The sequence below is a fragment of the Citrobacter meridianamericanus genome (assembly GCF_041320245.1).
GTDB lineage: Bacteria > Pseudomonadota > Gammaproteobacteria > Enterobacterales > Enterobacteriaceae > Citrobacter > Citrobacter meridianamericanus.
Genome location: NZ_CP101036.1, coordinates 3691484 through 3712779 on the forward strand (window position 1 = coordinate 3691484; position 21296 = coordinate 3712779).

19 protein-coding genes are annotated in these 21296 nt (G+C 52.2%); 8 read left to right on the forward strand and 11 right to left on the reverse strand.

The window, feature by feature from the left end; all coding sequences use genetic code 11:
• Positions 1 to 4 precede the first annotated feature (4 nt).
• From NMD08_RS18200 to NMD08_RS18225, 6 genes are read left to right on the forward strand one after another with little or no spacing between them, the layout of a single operon-like run.
• Positions 5 to 814 carry a DeoR/GlpR family DNA-binding transcription regulator gene (locus NMD08_RS18200; RefSeq protein WP_187252788.1) on the forward strand — a complete coding sequence of 270 codons (810 nt, stop codon included), beginning with the start codon at positions 5 to 7 and terminating at the stop codon, positions 812 to 814.
• On the forward strand, positions 795 to 1571 hold the full coding sequence (locus NMD08_RS18205; protein ID WP_187252789.1) for a TIM barrel protein: 777 nt from the start codon (positions 795 to 797) through the stop codon (positions 1569 to 1571). The genes NMD08_RS18200 and NMD08_RS18205 overlap by 20 nt, the downstream gene beginning before the upstream one ends.
• Before the next feature lie 34 nt (positions 1572 to 1605).
• On the forward strand, positions 1606 to 2418 hold the full coding sequence (locus NMD08_RS18210; RefSeq protein WP_370618725.1) for a 3-keto-5-aminohexanoate cleavage protein: 813 nt from the start codon (positions 1606 to 1608) through the stop codon (positions 2416 to 2418).
• 21 nt (positions 2419 to 2439) lie between these two features.
• On the forward strand, positions 2440 to 3786 hold the full coding sequence (locus NMD08_RS18215) for a bile acid:sodium symporter family protein (RefSeq protein WP_370618727.1): 1347 nt from the start codon (positions 2440 to 2442) through the stop codon (positions 3784 to 3786).
• Positions 3787 to 3791: 5 nt separating this feature from the next.
• Positions 3792 to 4211: a heme-binding protein gene (locus tag NMD08_RS18220; protein ID WP_151219689.1), complete on the forward strand. Its 420-nt coding sequence runs from the start codon at positions 3792 to 3794 to the stop codon at positions 4209 to 4211.
• On the forward strand, positions 4208 to 4861 hold the full coding sequence (locus tag NMD08_RS18225) for an aspartate/glutamate racemase family protein (RefSeq protein ID WP_151219549.1): 654 nt from the start codon (positions 4208 to 4210) through the stop codon (positions 4859 to 4861). Before NMD08_RS18220 ends, NMD08_RS18225 begins: the two co-directional genes overlap by 4 nt.
• 97 nt (positions 4862 to 4958) lie before the next feature.
• Here the strand turns inward: NMD08_RS18225 and sucD are convergent, their stop codons facing one another.
• The 8 genes from sucD to sdhC form a co-directional block, all read right to left on the reverse strand.
• Positions 4959 to 5828: a succinate--CoA ligase subunit alpha gene (gene sucD / locus NMD08_RS18230; RefSeq protein WP_003022929.1), complete on the reverse strand. Its 870-nt coding sequence runs from the start codon at positions 5826 to 5828 to the stop codon at positions 4959 to 4961.
• Entirely contained in the window at positions 5828 to 6994 is a 1167-nt protein-coding gene (gene sucC, locus NMD08_RS18235; RefSeq protein ID WP_003022927.1) for an ADP-forming succinate--CoA ligase subunit beta, read from the reverse strand. Before sucC ends, sucD begins: the two co-directional genes overlap by 1 nt.
• A gap of 90 nt (positions 6995 to 7084) precedes the next feature.
• The gene (gene odhB / locus NMD08_RS18240; RefSeq protein ID WP_370618729.1) at positions 7085 to 8308 is read right to left on the reverse strand and encodes a 2-oxoglutarate dehydrogenase complex dihydrolipoyllysine-residue succinyltransferase; all 1224 of its coding nucleotides are present in this window, start codon (positions 8306 to 8308) and stop codon (positions 7085 to 7087) included.
• A gap of 14 nt (positions 8309 to 8322) precedes the next feature.
• Entirely contained in the window at positions 8323 to 11124 is a 2802-nt protein-coding gene (sucA, locus tag NMD08_RS18245; RefSeq protein WP_151224956.1) for a 2-oxoglutarate dehydrogenase E1 component, read from the reverse strand.
• 364 nt (positions 11125 to 11488) lie between these two features.
• Positions 11489 to 12205, reverse strand: coding sequence for a succinate dehydrogenase iron-sulfur subunit SdhB (gene sdhB, locus NMD08_RS18250; RefSeq protein ID WP_003022921.1), 717 nt, complete (start codon positions 12203 to 12205; stop codon positions 11489 to 11491).
• Between the two features lie 15 nt (positions 12206 to 12220).
• Positions 12221 to 13987, reverse strand: coding sequence for a succinate dehydrogenase flavoprotein subunit (sdhA, locus tag NMD08_RS18255; protein ID WP_003022919.1), 1767 nt, complete (start codon positions 13985 to 13987; stop codon positions 12221 to 12223).
• Positions 13987 to 14334, reverse strand: a complete 348-nt coding sequence (gene sdhD, locus NMD08_RS18260) for a succinate dehydrogenase membrane anchor subunit (protein WP_005122550.1) — start codon at positions 14332 to 14334, stop codon at positions 13987 to 13989. The genes sdhA and sdhD overlap by 1 nt, the downstream gene beginning before the upstream one ends.
• Positions 14328 to 14732: a succinate dehydrogenase cytochrome b556 subunit gene (gene sdhC, locus NMD08_RS18265; protein WP_016152282.1), complete on the reverse strand. Its 405-nt coding sequence runs from the start codon at positions 14730 to 14732 to the stop codon at positions 14328 to 14330. Before sdhC ends, sdhD begins: the two co-directional genes overlap by 7 nt.
• A 697-nt stretch (positions 14733 to 15429) precedes the next feature.
• Between sdhC and NMD08_RS18270 the strand changes: the two genes are divergently transcribed.
• A complete protein-coding gene (locus tag NMD08_RS18270) occupies positions 15430 to 16713 on the forward strand; it encodes a citrate synthase (RefSeq protein ID WP_151219548.1) in 1284 nt (427 codons plus the stop codon).
• 174 nt (positions 16714 to 16887) lie between these two features.
• Positions 16888 to 17925, forward strand: a complete 1038-nt coding sequence (locus tag NMD08_RS18275; RefSeq protein ID WP_151219547.1) for an AbrB family transcriptional regulator — start codon at positions 16888 to 16890, stop codon at positions 17923 to 17925.
• Positions 17926 to 17944: 19 nt separating this feature from the next.
• Here NMD08_RS18275 and NMD08_RS18280 read toward each other — a convergent pair whose 3' ends face one another.
• The 3 genes from NMD08_RS18280 to NMD08_RS18290 all read right to left on the reverse strand — a co-directional run bounded on the left by NMD08_RS18280 (position 17945) and on the right by NMD08_RS18290 (position 21291).
• Positions 17945 to 18733, reverse strand: a complete 789-nt coding sequence (locus NMD08_RS18280; RefSeq protein ID WP_151219546.1) for an oligogalacturonate-specific porin KdgM family protein — start codon at positions 18731 to 18733, stop codon at positions 17945 to 17947.
• 80 nt (positions 18734 to 18813) lie between these two features.
• The gene (locus tag NMD08_RS18285; protein WP_151219545.1) at positions 18814 to 20004 is read right to left on the reverse strand and encodes a glycoside hydrolase family 88 protein; all 1191 of its coding nucleotides are present in this window, start codon (positions 20002 to 20004) and stop codon (positions 18814 to 18816) included.
• 21 nt (positions 20005 to 20025) lie between these two features.
• On the reverse strand, positions 20026 to 21291 hold the full coding sequence (locus NMD08_RS18290) for an oligosaccharide MFS transporter (protein WP_187252798.1): 1266 nt from the start codon (positions 21289 to 21291) through the stop codon (positions 20026 to 20028).
• Positions 21292 to 21296: the final 5 nt, after the last annotated feature.

Here is a 21296-nt window from a genome sequence, read left to right on the forward strand (position 1 = left end):
TGACATGATGATCCCCGAGCAACGACGTGATTTTATCTACCGCTACGTGCACGAAAAAAATGCCGCCTCATTTAATGAACTGGCAGATTTAATGAGCGTGTCGCATATGACCGTGCGTCGCGATATTCAATTGCTGGAAGAAGAAGGCAAAGTTATCGCCATTAACGGCGGCGTGAAGCTCAATAACCTGTTGAAATCTGAACTGCCATGGCGGGAAAAAGCCGAGTTGAATCATGATGTGAAGCGTAAAATGGGCCAGCTTGCCGCCATGCTCATTGAGCCCGGACAAACGCTGTATCTGGATGCAGGAACGTCGTTGTTTGAAGTGGCGAAAGCCGTCGCCGCCAGCCACTGTTTCAATCTGACGGTAGTCACCAACGATTTTTCCATCAGCCACTATTTGATGGATATGCCGCACATTACGCTCTATCACACCGGTGGTCTTGTAGATCAACGTAACCGCTCATGTCTTGGAAAAAGCGCCGCCAGTTTTTTGCACACCATTAATATTGACGTAGCGTTTCTAAGCTCCTCATCGTGGGATACCGAACGCGGTATGTCGACGCCGAGTGAAGGGAAAGCCTCGGTCAAAGAAGCGGTACTCACCGTCTCCCGGCGTCGGGTGTTGGTCTGCGACAGCAGTAAATTTGGCAAATACGGTATGTTCCACATCTGTGGTCTGCAGCAGTTAACCGACATTATTTCTGATAACCGGTTACCGGAAGACGCGCAACAAACGATTGCCAGTCAGGGCGTTAAGCTGCATCTGGTTGATGGCCTGGAGGGTGCGCGCCATGCTGAAGTTAGCGGCTAATCTCGACTGGTTGTTTACAGATTTACCGATAGCGGCGCGATTTGCGGCGGCGCAGACGGCCGGTTTTCGCGGTGTAGAAGGGCTATTTCTCTGGCAGCATCCGCTGGAACATTTGCAAGCCGCTCAGCGGGAAACATCCCTGCCGGTAGTGCTGATGAACGCGCCGGCTGGCAACTGGGCGCAAGGTGAACGAGGACTGGCCGCACAGCCCGGTCGCGACAAAGAATTTCACCATAGCCTGAACGTGGCGCGCGATTATGCCACGGCGCTGGGCTGTCGGCGGGTTCACATTATGGCGGGCTTGCGCTGCGGCGACCTGACGCTGCACGCCCAGCGCGATCTCCTGACAAATCGGCTGCGCATCGCCTGTGATGTGATGGCAGACGCGGAAATCGATGTACTGATTGAACCATTAAATTCGCAAGATATGCCCGGTTATTTTATTGACAGCTTCCCGTTGGCCGAATCAATTATTCACGAAGTTGCTAAGAAAAATATCGGTTTACAGTTTGATATTTACCACTGTCAGAAAATTCATGGCAACGTGGCGAAAAATATCGAACACTATTTTACCCTTATTAAACATTTTCAAATTGCTTCTGTTCCTTATCGTCATGAACCGGGAACCGGGGAGTTAAATGAAACATGGCTATTTAATTTTATAAGAAAAATGAATTACCAGGGCTGGATTGGTTGTGAATATCAACCGTCAACATCAGGGCCAGACTCATTAAACTGGATGACACCTTACCTATAATTTTAATATCTCTATCTCTGTATCGGAGGAAAAAATGTCGGATACTGTTATTATTTCGCTGGCACCCGTTGCCGCGGATTGCCCCAGAGTTATACCCGAAGAACTGGCGCAGGAAATACTCGCCAGCGTAGAACATGGCGCGTCCATCGTGCATTTACACGTTCGTGATAAACAGGGACGCCTGACGCCAGATACTATCGACTTTCAGGCTACCATTGACCGCGTTATGCACCATTCAGACCTGATTATTCAGGCTTCTACCGGCGGCGTCTCTTCGATGTCCATCGCCGAACGCTGCGCACCACTCGCCTGTCCCGGCGTAGAGATGGCTTCGCTGAACGTCGGTTCCGTCAACCTCGGTGATGCAGTGTATTTTAATCCCGGTCCGGACGTGGAATATTGTTCCCGGCAAATAACCGAACGCAATATTATCCCAGAGTTTGAAGTTTTTGAAATCGGCATGATTAATAACATCCTGAACCTTGAAGATAAAATAAAATTTCAAAAACCCATGCTCTTTAATATCGTTCTCGGCCACCGCGGCAGTACGCCTGCAACCATTGATGCATTAATTGCGTTGCGTAGCATGATTCCACGCGATGCCTTATGGGGAATTACCCATTTTGGTAGAAAGAATTTCGATATTATCGCTGCTGCTGTCGCTATGGGTGCCAGTGAAGTACGAATCGGCTTTGAAGATAGTTATTATTTAAGCGCCGAAGAAAAAGCGCAGCATAATTATCAGCAAGTCGCCAAACTCGCTACGCTCATTCGCAGTATGGATAAAAAAGTCGCCACGCCGGAAATTGCACGGCGTATGTTATCTATTCCCCCCCGGCAGCAATAACAACAGCAAGGACATTTCAACATGACTATGACCACTGTTATTCATAAAACCGGACTTGGCCTCAGCGTTGCGGGCACGGCGCTGGCGATTATCGGCGCACTAATCCAGTCCGCGGCGCTGTGGCAGCCGGGGCTGGTGATGTTCACCGCCGGATTCGCCGCCGGTGCGGGCTACTGGCCTGGTTTACGCAGCTATCAGTTTACATTGTGGATCATCGCCGGTTTTGTGGCCGCCATGACCTGGTCTACGGATCTGATCGTCTGGGGCGGTTTCAATATCACCCATAAATGGATCGTGTTCCTCGTGATTCAGGCCACCATGTTCAGCATGGGCACGAAGCTAACGATCCAGGATTTTATTGATGTTGCCAAAATGCCGTGGGCTGTGTTTATCGGTACCTTCTGCCATTTCGTGATCATGCCCCTGCTCGGCCTGAGCATTACCCTGATCTTTGATTTTCCGCCTGAAGTCGCAGTAGGCATTTTATTGATTGGCGCTTGCCCAAGCGGTCTCTCATCTACGGTAATGGTTTACATCGCCAATGCTAACCTCGCGCTGGCGGTGTCAATCGCCGCAGTCTCAACGCTGGCGGCAACGGTAATGACGCCGCTGTGGGTCAACCTGCTGGCGGGCTCGATGATCGATATCCAACTCACCGCGATGGTGATGGACGTGGTGAAAATCGTATTAATTCCCATCGGCGCGGCAATTCTGCATGACTATCTGAAAACCTATGCCGGCGTGCGCGGCCGCCGTGTCGTCCAGATGCTGGCCGGGATCGGCGCGCTTTGGCTGCTGTATATGATTGCCGGCGGCTGGGACGCGCTGTTTGATCACGCCAGCGCCGAAGCACAGATGTACGCGGTGGTCCTCAACTTCGTGGCAGGCGGTCTCGTGTGGGCATTGTTCTACAACTGGCTGTATGGCCGTGTGGCGGGCGTGAAGAAGGTCATGCCAACCATCTCAATGATGGGGATCATTTTCTTTACCACCACCGCCGCCGCAGCCGGGCGCGACAACCTGGTACAGGTCGGCTTCCTGCTCTGTTTCGCCATGCTGATGCATAACCTCGGCGGCTTCCTGATTGGTTACCTGATGAGCCGCTGGATCTTCCGCATGGACGTACAGTCTGCCCGTACCGTGGCCTTTGAAGTCGGCCTGCAAAACGGCGGTATGGCGTCCGGGCTTGCCGCGGCGATGGGCAAACTGGCAACCGTAGGCCTCGCATCAGCGGTGATGACACCACTGGGCAACGTTAGCGGCTCGCTGCTCGCCAACTACTGGCGCAAAAAAGACGCCAGACAGGCGCAGGCAGCCGCAGCCAAAGATCCCGTTCAACCCGCTTGCGAAAATCTATCGAAAGGATAATCACGATGACAACTCTCACTCTGGAACACGCCCAGCGCGCCGTAACCTGTGCGCTCGAGCTCGCCGAAACATGTTACGCAAATCGCCCGTTAAGCGTGGCCGTATGCGATGCCAATGGAGAACTGCTTAGCTTTGCACGAATGGATAACGCCAAACTGTTAACCATCGAGTTAACCCAGCGTAAAGCGCGTACCAGCAGCCGCCTGGGCTGCACCACGCAGGCATTTTTACAGCGTCTGCAGAAAGAGCAGCTGGATATTGGCTATTTTGCCGATCCGCGTTTTACGGCGCTGCCGGGTGGGATCCCGATTCTGCGCCAGGGGAAATGCCTCGGAGCCGTCGCGGTAGGCGGTTTATCCGCACAGGAAGATCATGATGCGGCGCTGGCCGTCGCGGAAACGTTACTTAAGGAGATAGCCCAATGAAAAAGGTCGCCATGCTACATACCAGCGCAGCCACACTTGCAATGATGCAACAGCTGATCGCCGACATTATGCCGGATGTTGAAGTTATGCACCTGGTTGAAGAATCCATGATCAAGCAGGTAATGAAGGCCCAGGGAGTGACTCCAGATATTGCCGCCCGCATCGCCGACTATGTACATATTGCTGAAAAGGCGGACTGCGATATCTTTATTACCGCCTGTTCCTCAATTGGTACTGCGGTGGAGCAATGTCAGTTTATGACCCCACTCCAGCTCGCGCGCATTGACTGCGCGATGGTGGAAGAGGCGATTGAAAAAGGTGAGCGAATCGCCGTCCTGGCGACCGTGGCAACCACGCTGAAGCCAACGCTGGATTACGTCCAGCGCAAAGTTCAACAGAGCGGTAAATCGCGAACCATTACGCCTGTATTAATGGAGGAGGCATTCCACGCGCTACTGGCGGGAGATATGGAGACCCATGACCGTATCGTTAGTGAAGGGTTACAGAGCGCCTTTACCCAAGCGGATGTCGTGATGCTGGCGCAGGCTTCGATGGCGCGCGTTCTACAACAGCTCCCTTCCCCGCCTGTGCCGGTAATGACCTCGCCGGAAAGCGGTATTCGCTGGCTGAAAACGTTGGCTGAAAGCTAAATTACTGGCAAAAAAAAGGCCATCATCAGATGGCCAACCATGTCGAAACGGGACCAGCCCTTGACCATGCAGAAAGTCAGGGCTGTATTTTTATTGCTTACTTAATAACGGTTTTCAGTGCTTCGCCGATATCGGCCAGGCTACGAACGGTTTTCACGCCCGCAGCTTCAAGAGCCGCGAATTTCTCGTCCGCAGTACCTTTACCGCCCGCGATGATCGCACCCGCGTGACCCATACGCTTACCTTTCGGCGCAGTCACACCCGCGATGTAACCCACAACCGGCTTGGTCACATGATCTTTGATATAAGCCGCGGCTTCTTCTTCCGCGCTACCGCCGATCTCACCGATCATGACGATCGCTTCAGTCTGCGGATCTTCCTGGAACAGTTTCAGGATATCGATAAAGTTAGACCCCGGGATCGGGTCGCCACCGATGCCTACACAGGTAGACTGGCCGAAACCGTAGTCGGTGGTCTGCTTAACCGCTTCATAGGTCAGCGTACCGGAGCGAGAAACGATGCCCACTTTACCCGGCTTGTGAATGTGACCCGGCATGATACCGATTTTACATTCGCCTGGGGTGATAACACCCGGGCAGTTCGGGCCAATCATGCGCACGCCAGCTTCATCCAGCTTCACTTTCACGGTCAGCATATCCAGGGTCGGGATGCCTTCGGTGATAGTGATAATCAGTTTGATGCCAGCATCAATCGCTTCCAGGATGGAGTCTTTGCAGAACGGTGCCGGAACGTAAATAACGGTCGCGGTTGCGCCCGTCGCTTCCACGGCTTCACGCACGGTGTTGAACACCGGCAGGCCCAGGTGCGTGGTGCCACCTTTACCTGGCGTTACACCGCCAACCATCTGCGTACCGTAAGCAATCGCTTGTTCGGAGTGGAATGTCCCCTGGCTACCGGTGAAGCCCTGGCAGATAACCTTGGTATCTTTATTAATTAAAACTGACATTATTTCCCCTCCACTGCGGCAACAACCTGCTGAGCTGCATCCGTCAGACTTTTCGCTGCAATAATATTCAGGCCGCTATCAGCCAGTTTTTTCGCGCCGAGTTCGGCGTTGTTGCCTTCCAGACGCACCACAACCGGGACGTTAACGCCGACTTCGGCAACCGCGCCGATGATACCGTCGGCGATCAGATCGCAACGTACGATACCGCCGAAGATGTTAACCAGGACGGCTTTAACATTGTCGTCAGAGAGAATAATTTTGAACGCTTCGGTCACGCGCTCTTTGGTGGCACCGCCGCCAACGTCGAGGAAGTTAGCCGGTTCGCCGCCGTGCAGCTTAACGATGTCCATGGTGCCCATTGCCAGGCCCGCACCGTTAACCATACAGCCGATATTGCCGTCGAGCGCAACGTAGTTCAGTTCCCACTGTGCAGCCTGCGCTTCACGCGGATCTTCCTGAGACTGGTCGCGCATTTCGCGCAGATCAGCCTGGCGGAACAGCGCGTTGCCGTCAGCGCCCAGCTTGCCGTCGAGGCAGATCAGGTCACCCTGCTTGGTTACAACCAGCGGGTTGATTTCGATCAGCGCCAGGTCGCGCTCCAGGAAAATGGTCGCCAGCCCCATGAAGATCTTGGTGAACTGCTGAACCTGTTTACCTTCCAGACCCAGTTTGAACGCCAGCTCACGTCCCTGGTAAGGCATCGGCCCTGCCAGCGGATCGAGCGCCACTTTGTGGATCAGGTGCGGGGTTTCTTCCGCGACTTTTTCAATTTCCACACCGCCTTCAGTAGAGGCCATGAAGACCACGCGACGGGAGCTACGGTCAACCACTGCGCCGAGGTAAAGTTCTTTACCGATGTCGGTCGCTGCTTCAACCAGAATCTGATTTACCGGTTGACCATGGGCGTCTGTCTGGTAAGTGACCAGACGTTTACCCAGCCAGTGTTCAGCAAAAGCGCGAATGTCTTCTTTGCTGTTCACAACTTTCACACCGCCCGCTTTACCGCGGCCACCAGCGTGAACCTGACATTTCACTACCCACGGGCCAGCGCCGATTTTTGAAGCGGCTTCTTCTGCTTCACGCGGAGTAGTACAGGCATAACCCACCGGTGCCGGTAAGCCATAGCGGGCAAAAAGTTGTTTTGCCTGATATTCATGTAAGTTCATGTGTTCTGTCCATCCTTCAGGTAATCGTTATCTTTTACCCGTAGGCCTGATAAGCGTCCAGGCCTACGGGGCAGGTGATACTCTTATTAACTACACGTCCAGCAGCAGACGCGTTGGATCTTCCAGCAACTCTTTAATGGTTACCAGGAAGCCGACTGACTCACGACCATCGATCAGACGGTGGTCATAAGACAGCGCCAGATACATCATCGGCAGGATTTCAACCTTACCGTCTACGGCCATCGGACGATCTTTGATGGCATGCATACCCAGGATGGCGCTCTGCGGTGGGTTGATGATCGGCGTAGACATCAGGGAACCGAATACACCACCGTTAGTAATGGTGAAGTTACCGCCCGTCAGATCTTCCACCGTCAGCTTGCCGTCGCGACCTTTAACTGCCAGTTCTTTAATATTTTTCTCGATGTCCGCCATACCCAGCAGATCCACATCGCGCAGAACCGGCGTTACCAGACCACGTGGCGTGGAGACCGCCATGCTGACATCAAAGTAGTTGTGGTATACCACGTCATCACCATCGATGGACGCGTTGACTTCCGGATAGCGTTTCAGCGCTTCAACCACCGCTTTCACGTAGAAAGACATAAAGCCCAGACGGATACCGTGGCGTTTCTCAAACGCGTCACCGTACTGCTTACGCAGATCCATGATTGGCTTCATGTTGACTTCGTTAAATGTGGTCAGCATCGCGGTGGAATTTTTCGCTTCCAGCAGACGCTCAGCCACGCGTTTGCGCAGACGGGTCATCGGAACACGTTTTTCACCACGCGCGCCAAGTTGAGCCTGTGGCGCAGGTGCTGCGGCTGGCGCTTTGGATTCTGCTTTCGCCGCCGGTGCTTTGGCCAGATGTTTTTCAACATCTTCACGTGTGATACGACCACCGACGCCGGTGCCGTTAATGGCGCTGGCTTCGAGGTTATGCTCACCCAGCAGGCGACGGATCGCCGGGCTCAGGGCATCGTTGTTCTGCTCAGCAAGAGACGCCTGTTGGCGCTGTGCAGGAGTAGAATCTTTCTCTTCAGACTTGGCACTGGTCTCTTTACCGGTGCTGTTGCCTTCACGCAGGCGACCAAGGATCTGGCGAGAAGTGACGGTTGTCCCTTCATCTTCCAGAACCGCATCAAGAATACCGTCCGCTGATGCCGGTACTTCCAGTACCACTTTGTCAGTTTCGATTTCTACCAGTACTTCATCACGACGTACTGCATCGCCCGGTTTTTTGTGCCAGGTTGCAACCGTTGCATCCGCTACGGATTCAGGCAGGTCGGGAACAAGAATATCTACGCTACTCATTATTTATCCTTTATTTAATCGACGTTCAGCGCGTCATTAACCAGATCTTGTTGCTGCTTCTGGTGAACAGACATATATCCTACTGCCGGGGAGGCAGAGGCCGGGCGACCTGCATAACGCAGAGCGGACCCAAATGGAATTACTTCACGGAAATGATGCTGGCTGCAGTACCATGCGCCCTGGTTGAGCGGCTCTTCCTGGCACCAGACAAAATCATGTACATGAGCAAACGGTTTCAGCGCTTCCTGCACCGCTTTATGCGGGAACGGATAGAGCTGTTCGATGCGCACAATGGCAACATCTTTTTGGTCGTTCTTGCGGCGTTGCTCCAGCAGGTCGTAATAAACCTTACCAGAACACATCACGACACGCTTCACGCCTTTCGGATCAAGTTCATCTACTTCGCCAATGGCTGGCAGGAAGGTGCCATTTGCCAGTTCGTCCAGCGTGGACACTGCCAGCGGATGTCGCAGCAGCGACTTCGGTGACATCACCACCAGCGGACGACGCATCCCGCGCAGTGCCTGACGACGCAGCATGTGGTAGACCTGTGCCGGGGTGGACGGGACGCAAACCTGCATGTTTTGCTCAGCGCAAAGTTGCAGATAACGTTCCAGACGTGCGGAAGAGTGCTCCGGGCCCTGACCTTCATAGCCGTGTGGTAGCAGCATAACCAGACCGCACATACGACCCCACTTCTGCTCGCCGGAAGAGATGAACTGGTCAATCACCACCTGCGCACCGTTGGCAAAGTCGCCAAACTGCGCTTCCCAGATGGTCAGCGTACGCGGTTCTGCTGTGGCATAACCATACTCGAACGCCAGCACGGCTTCTTCAGACAGCACGGAGTCCCATACGCGGAACGTGCCCTGGCCGTTATGCACATGCTGCAGCGGCGTGTAGGTTGAACCGTTCGCCTGGTTATGGATCACTGCGTGACGGTGGAAGAAGGTTCCACGACCGGAGTCTTCACCCGACAGACGAACTGGGATGCCTTCGTCAACCAGCGTGGCATAAGCCAGATTCTCTGCCCCACCCCAGTCGAACAGCTTCTCGCCTGCGGCCATGGCCTGACGGTCACCGTAAATTTTGGCAACGCGCGACTGCATTTCAACGGCTTCAGGCACGGTACTGATGCGTTTTGCCAGCTCCTGCAGACGCTTCATTTCTACCTTGTTCGGGTAGCTTTCGTCCCACTCGTGGTTGAGGTACGGCGACCAGGTGAAGGAGTGCATGTTCATTGGACGCCACTCTTTCACGACGCATTCGCCAGCATCCAGCGCGTCACGATACAGATTGACCATTTCGGTCGCATCTTCCAGCGTGGCGACTTTATCCGCTTCCAGCTTGTCAGCGTAGATTTTACGCGGGGTCGGATGCTTTTTGATTTTCTGATACATCAGCGGCTGAGTTGCACTCGGCTCGTCGGCTTCGTTGTGGCCATGACGGCGGTAGCACACCAGATCGATGAACACATCGCGTTTGAAGGTATTACGGAAGTCCAGCGCCAGACGCGTCACGAAAGCGACCGCTTCCGGGTCATCCGCGTTAACGTGGAAGATTGGCGCCTGAACCATCTTACCGATGTCGGTGCAGTACGGCGTAGAACGCGCATCCAGCGGGTTAGAGGTAGTAAATCCCACCTGGTTGTTGATCACGATGCGAACGGTACCGCCCACTTCGTAACCACGCGCTTTCGACATGTTCAGGGTTTCCTGAACCACGCCCTGCCCGGTTACCGCCGCATCGCCGTGGATGGTGATTGGCAGTACCTTGTTGCTGCTTGGCTCGTCCAGACGATCCAGACGCGCGCGCACGGAACCGATAACCACCGGGCTAACGATTTCCAGGTGCGACGGGTTAAACGCCAGCGCCAGGTGAACCAGACCGCCTTCGGTTTCGATATCCGACGAGAAGCCCATGTGATACTTCACGTCGCCGGTACCGAGGTGTTCTTTATGTTTGCCAGCGAACTCGTCGAACAGGTCCTGCGGTTTTTTACCCAACACGTTGACCAGCACGTTTAGACGGCCACGGTGCGCCATACCCAGCACCACTTCACGGGTACCACTGTTGCCGGCGTGGCGGATCATCTCTTTGAGCATTGGGATTAACGCATCCCCGCCTTCCAACGAGAATCGTTTCGCTCCCGGGAACTTCGCGCCCAGGTAGCGTTCCAGACCTTCCGCAGCGGTCAGTTCGCTGAGGAAGCGTTTCTTCTCTTCACTACTGAACGCGGCGCGGCCAGACTCGATACGCTGTTGAAGCCAGCGTTTTTCTTCAGTGCTGGTAATGTGCATATACTCGGCGCCAATCGGGCCGCAGTAGGTTTGTTTCAACGCGACAACCAGGTCGCTCAGCTTCATCGTGTCTTTGCCGCCGGCAAAAGAACCTACGTTAAAGCTTTCCTGGAAATCCGCATCGGTCAGATCGTGGAAGGACGGATCCAGATCGGCCACATTTTCTTGCTGCCACAGTCCCAGCGGATCGAGATTCGCATGCTGATGACCGCGGAAACGGTAGGCGTTAATGAGCTGCAGGACTTTAACCTGCTTCACATTGGCATCAGGATCGGAAATAGAAGAAGAGTAACGTGGGGTAATCAACGCCTGCCGACGGAAATAATCACGTGTTTTTGAGTGGAGTTGATCCGGTTTGACTCCGGTACCAGGTAACTGCTGGAACGTCGAACGCCAGTTAGCATCTACCGAGTCAGGGTCGGTTAAGAAGTCTTCATAGAGCTGTTCTATCCAGCTCTGGTTTGAACCAGAGAGGTAAGAAGAGTCCAACCAGGCTTTCAAAGCGCTGTTCTGCATCGTGATCCCTTAAGCATCTTTTCTGCTTATTTAATACTCTAAATAGATCACGTTTCAGGAAGGCGGCAAGCTTGCGATTCCCTGGGAGCTTACATCCAGTAAGTGACCAGGGTGAGCAAGTGCAGCCAACGCACATGCAACGTGATCTATGACGAGTATTTCGCCGTGGATACTACCACGCACACCGATGTGCGTGCCGGGGTTCACTTGTTGCGGACTGTCGTGTTTTCTGCGTCCGCTAAGGAACCTTTAAAAACTGTCTAATAATCTTCGCTGTTCAGGCTGCGATTATTGCTATCAATGTGGCAGTTTTTAGAGGTTTCCTGCACTACCGGGGAATCACTTCCCCGGCAACAACAACTATTTATGCACTACGTTTGAGCAGCATCGACTTAATATGGCCGATGGCACGCGTCGGGTTCAGCCCTTTAGGACATACACTGACGCAGTTCATGATGCTATGGCAGCGGAATACGCTGAAAGCATCACTTAAACCTTCCAGGCGGCTGTCGGTCTCGGTATCGCGGCTATCAATTAAGAAGCGATACGCGGCCAGCAGGCCTGCCGGGCCAATAAACTTGTCCGGGTTCCACCAGAACGATGGGCAGGACGTTGAGCAGCATGCACACAAAATACATTCATACAGCCCATCGAGCTTCTCACGCTGCTCAGGCATTTGTAAATGCTCACGAGCCGGCGGATTTTTCCCATTATTCAACAAGTAAGGCTTAATCTTCTCATACTGTGCGTAGAATTGCCCCATGTCTACCACCAAATCGCGCACAACCGGTAAGCCCGGCAGCGGGCGAATGACAATTTTCTTGCCCGGCTGATTCAGCGCAGAAATAGGTGTGATACAGGCCAGTCCATTTTTGCCGTTCATATTCAGACCGTCGGAGCCGCAGACCCCTTCACGGCAGGAGCGGCGGAACGACAGCGATGGGTCTTTTTCTTTCAGCTGCATCAACGCATCCAGCAGCATCATGTCGCGCCCTTCTTCCGCCTCCAGGGTGTAATCCTGCATGCGCGGAGCGTCGTCAACATCCGGGTTATAGCGATAAACTGAAAACTCGAGTTTCATTGTCCTGTCTCCGCATTAATAAGTACGAATCTTCGGCGGGAATGCCGGGCGCAGCTTCGGTTCCATATTGACTTGACGTCGCGTCATGGATTCCGACTCTGGCAGGTACAGGGAATGGCACAGCCAGTTTTCATCATCACGTTCCGGGAAGTCGAAGCGGCTATGCGCGCCACGGCTTTCGGTACGGAAGTTTGCAGATACTGCGGTGGCGTACGCGGTCTCCATCAGGTTATCCAGTTCCAGGCACTCAACACGCTGGGTGTTGAACTCGCTGGAGGTATCGTCCAGACGGGCATTTTTCAGACGCTCGCGAATCGCTTTCAGCTCTTCCAGACCTTTCGCCATCGCATCGCCTTCGCGGAATACCGAGAAGTTGTGCTGCATACATTCCTGCAGCGCTTTGCGAATCGCCACCGGGTCTTCACCGTTGCGGTTGCCGTTCCAGCGATTCAGGCGCGCCAGAGAAGCATCGATTTCATCTTCGGTCGCATCCAGCAGGTCGCCCTGCTCGGCGATAGACTCTTGCAGATGCAGCCCCACCGCACGACCAAACACCACCAGGTCCAGCAGCGAGTTGCCGCCCAGACGGTTTGCACCATGAACCGATACACAGGCAATTTCACCGACGGCAAACAATCCAGGGATCACCACATCTTCGCCCTGCTCGTTTACGGTCAACGCCTGGCCGGTTACTTTGGTCGGAATACCGCCCATCATATAGTGGCAGGTTGGGATAACCGGGATCGGCTCTTTCACCGGATCAACGTGAGCGAAGGTGCGAGACAGCTCGAGAATGCCCGGCAGACGGGATTCCAGTACTTCTTTACCCAGGTGGTCAAGTTTCAGCTTGGCGTGTGGGCCCCATGGGCCGTCGCAGCCGCGACCTTCACGGATTTCGATCATGATGGAACGCGCCACCACGTCACGACCCGCCAGGTCTTTCGCATTTGGCGCATAACGCTCCATAAAGCGCTCGCCGTGTTTATTCAGCAGGTAGCCACCTTCACCACGGCAGCCTTCTGTGACCAGAACACCCGCACCGGCGATACCGGTTGGGTGGAACTGCCACATCTCCATATCCTGCACCGGAACACCGGCGCGGATAGCCATACCAACGCCGTCACCGGTGTTGATGTGGGCATTAGTAGTGGACTGATAAATACGGCCAGCACCACCAGTCGCCAGCACGGTTGCGCGAGCTTTGAAGTAAACGACTTCACCGGTTTCGATACACAGCGCGGTACAACCGACAATCGCGCCATCGGCATTTTTAACCAGATCCAGCGCATACCATTCTGAGAAGATGGTGGTATGGTTTTTCAGGTTCTGCTGATACAGCGTGTGCAACAGCGCATGACCGGTACGGTCTGCCGCGGCTGCGGTACGTGCCGCCTGCTCACCGCCGAAGTTCTTCGACTGGCCGCCAAACGGACGTTGATAAATGGTGCCATTATCAAGGCGAGAGAACGGCAGCCCCATGTGATCCAGCTCCAGAATCGCTTCCGGACCGGTCTTACACATATATTCAATAGCGTCCTGATCACCAATGTAGTCCGACCCTTTTACTGTGTCGTACATGTGCCATTCCCAGTTATCTTCATGGGTATTACCGAGCGCAACGGTGATACCACCTTGCGCAGATACGGTATGGGAACGGGTTGGGAACACCTTGGAGAGCAGCGCACAGGTCTGACCGCTCTGGGAAATTTGCAGCGCCGCGCGCATACCTGCGCCGCCGGCACCAATCACAACAGCATCAAATTCTCTGACTGGCAGTTTCATTACACACCCCACACCACAACAAATCCATAAATGACGTAAACCACCAGCGCAACGACGATAGCCAGTTGCAGAATCAGGCGCACAGCCAGAGGTTTAACGTAGTCGGTCAACACCTGCCACATGCCGATCCAGGCATGAATCAAGATGGAAAAAAGTGCCAGCAGGGTGAAGACTTTGGTGAATGCCGATGAGAAGAAACCGGTCCAGACTTCAAACGTCAGCTCGCCGCTGGTGGCGAAGAAGCCGACCATATAGATGATGTATAACGTCAGAACGATAGCGGTAGCACGAACCAGAATGAAGTCATGTACGCCGTTGCGTCCTAATGCGGAGGCGTTGCTTACCATACGAGGACTCCTGCGAGAAGTGAAAGCACGACAATGATAACGAAACAAATTTTGGCGGAGCGTGTCCCTGCTTCGAGGGTTTCTTCGATATAGCCAAAATCCATCAACAGATGGCGAATGCCCATTACGGCGTGATATGCCAGCGCAATCAGGATCCCCCACAGAATTAACTCCACAAAGAAGTTATTCATAATGGATGACGCCGCGAGGAAACCTTCAGGGGAGGAAAGGCTGGTACCCAATAACCACAACAGAATCCCGACCGCCACGAAGGTGATCACTCCGGATACGCGATGGAGAATGGACGCTATCGCCGTGATTGGGAACCGGATCGTTTGCAGATCCAGATTGACAGGTCTTTGTTTTTTCACATTTCTTATCATGAATAACGCCCACATGCTGTTCTTATTATTCCCTTTGGACTTCGGGTACAGAAGATGAAGACACCTGTAGCCTGAAAGACGACGGGATTTCCTTCCTCCGGTCTGCGTGCGGGTCAGACAGCGTCCTTACTATAACTACGCGTCATATAAAACACTGCTTCCAGATGCTAAAACGACACGTTACAACGCTGGTTGGCTCGGGATTGCAGGGTATTCCGGAGACCTGGCGGCAGTATAGGACGTTCACAAAATCATTACAATTAACCTACATATAGTTTGTCGGGTTTTATCCCGAACAGTGACATAGGTCACGATAACAACATTATTTTAATTTTTAATCATCTGATTTGACAATCATTAAACAAAGTTGTTACAAACGACACCAGAAAAAGCATATAATGCGTAAAAGTTATGGGGTCACTCTTTCACCGGAGATTTAGTTATGCAACAGTGTGGAAGTATTGACCAATACCGTCAGGACAGTTATTAGTGATAGACAGGTTTAATAATTCGGATTGCTAAGTTCTTGATTTGCAGTTTATTCGCCATGAAAAGACCGTTTTACCTGCAAGCGCCCATAGCTCTGTACCCAGGTCATCCCCTCTTTCGCAGAGCGGCGAGCCAAATAACAAACTGGTAACGGTTCATTGATGTACGAAAGCAAATGTGAGTTCCGGCAGTCTTAAGCAATAAGGCGCTAAGGAGACCGTAAATGGCTGATACTAAAGCAAAAATCACTCTAAATGGTGATACTGCTATTGAACTGGATGTGCTGAAAGGTACGCTCGGTCAAGATGTTATTGATATTCGTAGTCTCGGATCAAAAGGGATGTTCACTTTTGATCCAGGTTTTACCTCTACCGCATCCTGCGAATCCAAAATTACGTTCATCGATGGTGACGAAGGTATTTTGCTGCATCGCGGCTTCCCGATTGACCAGTTGGCGACCGAGTCCAACTATCTGGAAGTGTGTTATATCCTGCTGTACGGCGAAAAACCGACGCAGGAAGAGTACGACGGGTTCAAAACTACGGTCACTCGCCATACCATGATCCACGAGCAGATCACCCGTCTGTTCCACGGTTTCCGCCGCGACTCTCACCCGATGGCCGTTATGTGCGGTGTTACTGGTGCGCTGGCTGCGTTCTACCACGATTCGCTGGATGTGAATAATCCGCGTCACCGCGAAATCGCCGCTTTCCGTCTGCTGTCCAAAATGCCGACCATGGCCGCGATGTGCTACAAATACTCCATCGGACAGCCGTTCGTGTACCCGCGTAATGATCTCTCTTACGCCGGTAACTTCCTGAACATGATGTTCTCCACGCCGTGCGAAAAATATGAAGTAAACCCGATTCTGGAACGCGCAATGGACCGTATCTTGATCCTGCACGCCGACCACGAACAGAACGCCTCGACGTCTACCGTACGTACCGCGGGTTCGTCTGGCGCTAACCCGTTTGCCTGCATTGCAGCCGGTATTGCTTCCCTGTGGGGACCGGCACACGGCGGTGCAAACGAAGCTGCACTGAAAATGCTGGAAGAAATCAGCTCCGTTAAACACATTCCAGAATTTGTTCGCCGCGCGAAAGACAAGAATGATTCTTTCCGCCTGATGGGCTTTGGTCACCGTGTTTATAAAAACTATGACCCACGCGCCACCGTGATGCGTGAAACCTGTCACGAAGTGCTGAAAGAACTGGGCACCAAAGATGATCTGCTGGAAGTGGCTATGGAGCTTGAGCACATTGCGCTCAACGACCCGTACTTCATTGAGAAGAAACTCTACCCGAACGTAGACTTCTACTCCGGCATCATTCTGAAAGCAATGGGTATTCCGTCTTCTATGTTCACCGTTATTTTCGCCATGGCGCGTACCGTTGGCTGGATTGCACACTGGAACGAAATGCACACCGACGGCATGAAGATCGCACGTCCACGTCAGCTGTATACCGGCTACGACAAACGCGATTTTAAGTCTGAAATTAAGCGTTAATTGTCTGCCGGATAGCGTTAGCGCCTGTCCGGCTTACAACAATCAGCTCCCCCTGGCCGGACAAGGCGTTAAAGCCACAATCCGGCCTGTTTTTCTTGATCCATATTATTTTATTCTCATCACGCCTTCTCTATGATTTACTGAGATTTCCCTCATTTTACTCAGGAGCACGGGATGCCTGTTTTGCAGTGGAGCCTGTTGTTTCTGCTATCACTCCTTCTTTCCCTGTTCTTTCTGTTTATCCATCTTCCTGGACCCTTGCTGCTCGGTTCGATGATCGTCGGTATCATTTTCAGTCTGCGCGGCATCTCATTGCGCCCTCCCCGCTTCACGTTTCTTGGTGCCCAAGCGATCCTCGGTTGCATGATTGCCCAAAACCTGACTGGCTCAATCTTTACAACCCTTGCGGCCCACTGGCCGATGGTGATGGTTATCCTGATAGCAACCCTTGTCAGCAGCGCGGTAATCGGCTGGCTGCTTGTTCGCTACAGTAGTCTACCGGGGAACACCGGTGCATGGGGCTCATCACCGGGCGGTGCAGCGGCCATGGTCGCGATGGCGCAGGATTATGGTGCCGACATCCGTCTGGTGGCGTTTATGCAGTATCTGCGGGTATTATTAGTGGTTGGCGCTGCGGCGCTGGTCACCCGACTGGTAATGGGTGAACAGGCCCAAACGGTCAGCGAGCAAATCGTCTGGTTCCCACCGCTGAGCGGCAATCTGTTCAGCACCATCTTGTTGGCTGCTATTGCCGGAATAGCCGGGCGTTTACTGCGCATTCCCTCTGGCGTCATGTTGCTCCCGATGCTGGCTGGTGCACTGTTAAATGCCGGTGGGGTGATGGTGATCGAGCTGCCGGAGTGGCTACTGGCAATAGCCTATATGTCCATCGGCTGGCAAATCGGCCTCGGCTTTGATAAGCAGATCTTTTTAATGGCGCTGCGCCCTTTGCCGCAGATCCTGTTGTCCATTTTTTCACTCATGGCGATCTGTGCCGCTATGGCCTGGGGACTGGCGCATTACATGCAGATTGATTTTCTCACTGCCTATCTGGCGACCAGTCCAGGTGGCGTGGATTCTGTCGCGGTGATTGCCGCAGGAAGCCACGCCGATATGGCGCTGATCATGGCGATGCAAACCCTGCGGCTATTCAGTATATTATTGACTGGTCCGGCAGTGGCGCGATTTATTTCGGTGCATGCGCCAAAATAATTCCCCTCATAAACCCGGATCAGTTTAAGTTATATTTAAACCCTACCCTGATTTGATATTCATTTTTTGTATCATTACCATCTTTATATTTATCAAGATAGCCTAATTCAAAAAACGGATAAAAACGTGGCGTGGCATGGAAATTAAATACAAAGTTATGCTGCAGGGTATGATTCTTGCCATTAGCATACTCAAATTTATCGCCATGAGTTTTACTGTAATACGTCGGATTGTATTGCACCCAGAAGTTTGGCGTAAAATATTTGGTTAAATAAATATCGACACGGTGTTCCGAAGAATCATCCCAGTCGCCTTGCAATGTTTCGCTGTCATGGTTTTGGTGGTTATAGCGATAGCGTAAAACCGCACCCAGCGTCGGATCAAAATGATAGCCAATCCCGATATAAGGATCAACGCGTGAACCGGCAGACTCCCAGTGAAACACCACGCCAGGCTCAAGCCAGAAGTCACTCTCACCCAGCGCAAAAGGTTTGTTAAACTCAGCTTCCTGATAGCTGCTTTTCCACTGATCCATGTTTTTTCCTAGATCGGCATCGGTTTCAAAACTCCAGTACATTTTGCTGAAAATTGAGTCAGGATCCTGTACCACGCCGGTTAACATCAGTCGCTGTAAAAAACCTTTGCTGGCTGTACGATACTGCGTACGCGGCGCAAAATAAACCGTCGTAAAAGGAGTTGATTTTACCTGAGGGACCGTTGTCGTATTATTTTCCGCAGCCAAAGCGCCAGTTGAGGGCATGACCAATATAGCCATTAATATGGCCTTCTTAATATTATTGCTTTTCATTATACTTTCCTCGCCGTACAGAGATAAAAGCTCCCCCTGCTAAACCAATAGCATATTTATTAAACTGGGGGAGCGGTATATTACCAGTAGCTATTCCAGCAGGATGTTGCGCGGGTCAATGCTTCCATCAGAAAATAATCACCCCACGCACAGCATTCATCGACGCCAACATTACCTTTAAAATAATATACAGAGTGCTGTAATAATCCTTCGCCTGCTTTATGCACAGTATTGAGATAGTCATCAAGCATTCGCGCAATCATTCGTAATGCCAGCGCTTCGTAGCTTTCACGATCTGGATGAGTCGCCGGGAGCTGCTTAACCAACTCCAGCAAGGCGCAGGCAAGTATTGCGCTGGCTGAGCTATCCCTTTCACTATGGGGATCGGTGAGTGCCAAATCCCAATAACAAATAAGATCTTCCGGTAAACGATTTATAAAGTAATTTGCCAGCGTCTGACTCAGTTCCAGTAGTCGTTCATCTCCGGTATAGAGATAATTCAGCAAAAAGCCATAAACGCCCCATGCCTGCCCACGCGACCAGCAGGAATCATCAGAAAAACCCTGATGAGTATTGCCAAATCGCGGTTCCCCGGTGTGAACATCCATATAGTACGTATGGAACGTCGAACCGTCCTCGCGCACAATATAACGTCGTGCCTGCTCAATATGATTTTTTGCCGCTTCTGCATAACGTGGATCGCCGGTGCTGGCGCTGGCCTGATACAGTAATGGCAGATTCATATTGCAGTCTATAATCATCCTGCCCTGCTGCTCTGGATTATCCAGTTCGCCCCACGCCTGAATAATGCCGCATTTCTCGTGATAGCGTTCCATCAGCACTTCTGCTGCCTGCTGCGCGATATAAGCTGCCTCGCGATTGCCGGTCAGTTTATTAGCCGCTATGCAGGAAAGGCTGTACAGAAAACCCAGATCGTGGTGATTAGTATGATCCCGTCTGGCAATACGTTCGCCAAAAGAACGAACATGTTGTTCGGCCAACGTACGATAGGCATCATTACGCGTCCATTCCCATGCCAGCCACAGTTGGCCAGTCCAGAAACTGGTAGTCCATTCCTGATTATCAATAATTGGATAACGCCCGTCCTCACATGCCGCATCGGGAAAACGCGAGCCAAAATAAACGCTGTTACGATCGATAGCAGATAAAATTACCGGTAAAGCACGGCGAATCTTCTGCGCAATAGCAGCGCGTTCGCCGCTTCGCAGGACAACAGGAACGATCGGTTCTTTACGAATAGTTGCAGACATAATTCTCTCGTTTTCTTTACTTTAATGGGTGGCTTCTTGCCCATGGACAGGGGCTGCAATATTTTTTTTATGTTGATAGCAAGTAGAAAGCGTGAAGGCAGAGATCCCGGTAAATACCAGGGCAACCACGCCCATAATCAGATAGGTATGCTCAAAACCAATTTTTTGGTAGGCATAGCCAGCAGGCGGCGCCACGACAATTGAACCAACGTAAATCATGGCCTGATAGCCCAGCAGATACATCGTGGCGTTAACGCGTTTATCGAAATGCTCGGCAATATATTTGAAGACTGAAACCAGAATTAGGGCGATTTCAATTCCATATAATGGTTTAACCAGACAGATGATCAGCGGATCGTTAGTTAGTCCGGAGATAATCAAACGTAAGCTAATCACCAGACCGGTCAGGATCATCCCCTGCTTGGCGCCAATGCGGTTAATAATGGCAGGCACCAGCATCATGCCGAAAAACTCAGCGGCCGACTGCGCGGTACTCATATAGCCAAACATGGCATTACCTTCTTCTTTAGTGCTAAAGAAAGTGACGAAATAGCGAGAGAACTGTTGCTCGGCAATAAACATCATCCATGCCACTCCCGCGATATACAGCGCAAAGGTCCAGAATTTTTTATTACGTAACAGCTCGAACACATCACCAATCACAATCTTCTCTTTCGACAGGACGTTATTCTCTTCCTGGCCAAAGTGATCAACTTTCAGCGTCAACAGAACCGCAAACATGCACAGTGCGGAGACGCTACTGATAACAAAGTTTATTTTGGGGGATATATTGTAGAGATAACCGGAGAATGACGACGCTGTTGCCCAGCCCAGCGCCGCCCACATGCGTATCCGGCCAAACTCCATCGCGTACAGACGGCTGAAACGGTCAACATAGGACTCCTCCGCCGCCACGCCCGCATACCAACCGAGGCTGAAAAATAGCGCGCCGACGATCATCCCGCTGATAAAATGCGTTTGTAATAGCGGCAGGTAACACCAGATGAAAAAGGGTGCCATCAGGGCCGAAACGAGACAGACAAAATAAAGCAGATGTTTTTTCATGCCCATTTTATCCATGATGTAACCGTAAACAGGTTTGATAACTACCGCAAAAACGCCGTTTACAGCAAACACCGTGCCGATTTCCACACCATCCAGCCCGGCTTTATCTCCCAGCCAGATAGCATACAGACCAAAACTGGCCGCCCAGGTAAAGGTAAACAGGAATACAAACAGACTTAATTTTATGTAAGCCGAGCGCGTCGACTGCACAGAGTTAGCCATTATTT